This is a genomic window from Vibrio sp. 1078-1, from assembly GCF_033340475.1.
Genome location: NZ_JAWOWM010000763.1, coordinates 1 through 546, shown reverse-complemented (window position 1 = coordinate 546; position 546 = coordinate 1). Strand labels below are relative to the sequence as shown.

Below are 546 nucleotides of genomic sequence, written 5' to 3'. Positions count from 1 at the left end.
ATTAGGCCAAGAGTTATTTAATGCAGATGGTCGTTCAATGTACTTTGAAAGTATGTTTGAAATGTCATCGGAGGGGAACCTAGAGTCTGAAAATAGTAAAGATGACAGTGCCAACTTTGGTATTAAGCAGTTAAATGTTCAAGCTAAAGGCTATATCCCATCTTCTCCTGATGCCGTTATCTGGGCTGGTAAACGCTTTTATCAACGTCATGATATCCACATTATAGACACTAAATACTGGAATATTTCTGGCTACGGTGTGGGTATCGAAAACATCAAGTTAAATACCGGTGCGATTTCAGCAGCGGTTATCCGAGCCGATAATGAGTTGGCCGAGTGGGATGATACTGGCAATAAAACGAGTTACGGAGATTTGAATACTTACTTCTTAGATTTACGTTACGCTGGCTTTAGCCCATGGGAAGGCTCCTGGACTGAATTCGGTGTTGACTATGCAATGGTTAACCCAACGGATGAGCAAGAAGACGCCGCTGAGAACTTCGATAACGGTTTAATGTTAACTGCTGAACTTAGCCAGAGTTTTTC

1 protein-coding gene is annotated in these 546 nt (G+C 41.8%); it reads left to right on the top strand.

The genetic code is table 11. The annotated features are described in order from the left end of the window. Positions 1-546, top strand: a 546-nt coding sequence (locus tag R7190_RS29930; protein WP_318138216.1) for a carbohydrate porin, incomplete at both ends; no start/stop codon positions are given.